The organism is Psychrobacillus sp. (assembly GCF_056205495.1).
In genome coordinates this window covers 1-2290 of sequence record NZ_JBAEAP010000598.1, presented here as the reverse complement: position 1 = coordinate 2290, position 2290 = coordinate 1, and the positions used below count along the sequence as shown (strand labels likewise).

The following is a 2290-nucleotide window of genomic DNA, read 5'->3' as shown; positions in this document are numbered from 1 at the left end:
ATTGGTTACTAGATGTGGATGGGTTGTTGGAAAAGATCAGTTATACTTAGACTATCATGATAAGGAATGGGGCGTTCCTGTGTATGAGGATAGACTGTTGTTCGAAATGCTATGCCTAGAAGGAGCTCAAGCAGGCTTAAGCTGGTGGACGATTTTGCAAAAACGAAATAATTATCGACAAGCATTTGATAATTTTGAGGCTGAGAAAATTATTCAATACAACGAGGATAAAATTCAATCTCTTCGAGAAGACAGTGGTATTGTCAGAAACCGTTTAAAAATCCTCAGTGTGTTAACCAATGCACATGCTTTTCTCAAAATCCAACAAGAGCATGGCTCTTTTTCTAATTACATTTGGAGCTTTGTAAATGATAAACCCATCATCAACCATTGGGGCTCAATAAATGAAGTACCTGCCTTTACTGAGCTAAGCGATTCAATGAGTAAACGTTTGAAAAAAGATGGCTTTGTCTTTGTAGGCAGCAAAGTTTGTTATTCGTATATGCAGGCAGTGGGTATGATTAATGACCACACAATAGACTGCCACTGTCACCCCTCTGTAGTAAAATCAAAAGTTTTATATAATAACTAGCTCGCGAAATATTTTTTCACGAGCCTATTTTCTTAATCCAGTTTTTTACGCTTCAAAGAATTCATTTGTGAGTCTTTCCATATATTCTGCCTCGCTTTCTCCCACACCTTGTTGATACTCTTCCATCAGTATAGGTGTCAGCTTGGACCATAGGACATCCATAATATAGATATCTCTATCAAAAATGTTATCTAATTCTTCTAAAGTCACTCCTATACTTTGAGCGTATAGCTTCTTTTCCTCAGGTACTACTTCTTTTACATTCTCCTCAATAAAATTAGTTACCTCTGTTTGTGTAACCTCGACATTATATTTTTTCTTTGCTATTTCTATGGCTAGTAAATTTTCTTTTACATAGTACTGGGCATATTCGTCTAGCTCTCTGCTATTGTACTCTTGGTTACCTAACAAACTTTCCACTTTTAAACGGAACGCCATTTTGTCTGCGTTAAAATAGTTAAATAGCTCACCTGATACACCTTTACCCACTTCATGTTGAATAGAAAAGCTAGAGGTTTCCTCTAAAACCTGTCCAATAGCTTGATCCAGTTTGGTATAGTCTAAAGCGGCAGTATCGTCTTCATCTTCGTGGTCATGTCCATCATGGTCGTCATAAGCATGATCATGATCTTCATGCCCCTCTTCAGCTTCATGAGCTTCTTCTTTTGAACTAGTCTCTTCTTTCCCACACGCTGCTAGTAAACTAATAAGCATTATTCCTAATAAAAACATAATTTTTTTATTCATTGATACCCTCCAATTCTAAAATTTTGTTCGAAAACAACAACCAAATAAATATATAGACAAATATGTCATCTTAATTCAACTATACTTTGATGACTCTTTAAAAATGATATTTTTTAATGTTCGTATTTTATTTTTAATTGTTTAAAGTTTTTTTTATACTTCTAAGGGTAATAACTAATTAGAAAGAAAAAAGTTATTAGGAGGAGATCAATTGAAGGCTGTAACATACCAAGGTGCAAAAGATGTTCAAGTAAAAGAAGTTCCAGATGCAAAAATTGAAAAAAGTGATGATATCGTTGTTCGAATTACTACAACAGCTATTTGTGGGTCCGACCTACATATTTACAGAGGTGCAATGCCTGCCCGTAAAGATTTTGTGATTGGGCACGAGCCAATGGGAATAGTGGAAGAAGTCGGTCCATCTGTTACAAAAGTAAAAAAAGGTGACCGTGTTGTAATACCCTTCAACATCTCCTGTGGAGAATGCTTCTATTGTCAAAATGAAATGGAAAGTCAGTGTGACAATTCCAATGACAATCCATTATTAGACACAGGAGCTTACTTTGGATTTACAGAAAGATATGGTGATTTCCCTGGTGGGCAGGCTGAGTACTTACGTGTACCATACGGGAATTATCTACCATTTAAAATACCTGAGTCTTGCGAGCTTGAAGACGAATCATTATTATTCCTCTCAGACGTTCTTCCTACAGCTTACTGGAGCGTAGAGCATTCAGGGATGAAAGAAGGCGATACAGTTGCAGTGCTAGGATCTGGACCTATCGGATTAATGGTACAGAAGTTTGCATGGATGAAAGGTGCTAAGCGTGTTATTGCTGTCGATCATTTACCATATCGTTTGAATCATGCAGTAAAAATGAATAAAGTTGAAGCATATAACTTTGAAGAGTATGATGACATGGGTAAATATATTCGTGAAATCACAAATGG

General features: G+C 36.2%; 3 protein-coding genes. 2 read left to right on the top strand and 1 reads right to left on the bottom strand.

The window, feature by feature from the left end; translation table 11 throughout:
- The first annotated feature begins 1 nt into the window (after position 1).
- Positions 2-592: a DNA-3-methyladenine glycosylase I gene (locus AC06OU_RS16965; RefSeq protein ID WP_475857350.1), complete on the top strand. Its 591-nt coding sequence runs from the start codon at positions 2-4 to the stop codon at positions 590-592.
- 45 nt (positions 593-637) lie between these two features.
- On the opposite strand, the gene AC06OU_RS16960 is transcribed toward AC06OU_RS16965, so the two are convergent.
- The gene (locus AC06OU_RS16960) at positions 638-1339 is read right to left on the bottom strand and encodes a hypothetical protein (protein ID WP_475857348.1); all 702 of its coding nucleotides are present in this window, start codon (positions 1337-1339) and stop codon (positions 638-640) included.
- 211 nt (positions 1340-1550) lie between these two features.
- Here AC06OU_RS16960 and AC06OU_RS16955 point away from each other — a divergent pair.
- A partial coding sequence (locus AC06OU_RS16955) for an alcohol dehydrogenase catalytic domain-containing protein (protein WP_475857346.1) occupies positions 1551-2290 on the top strand: 740 nt, incomplete at its 3' end.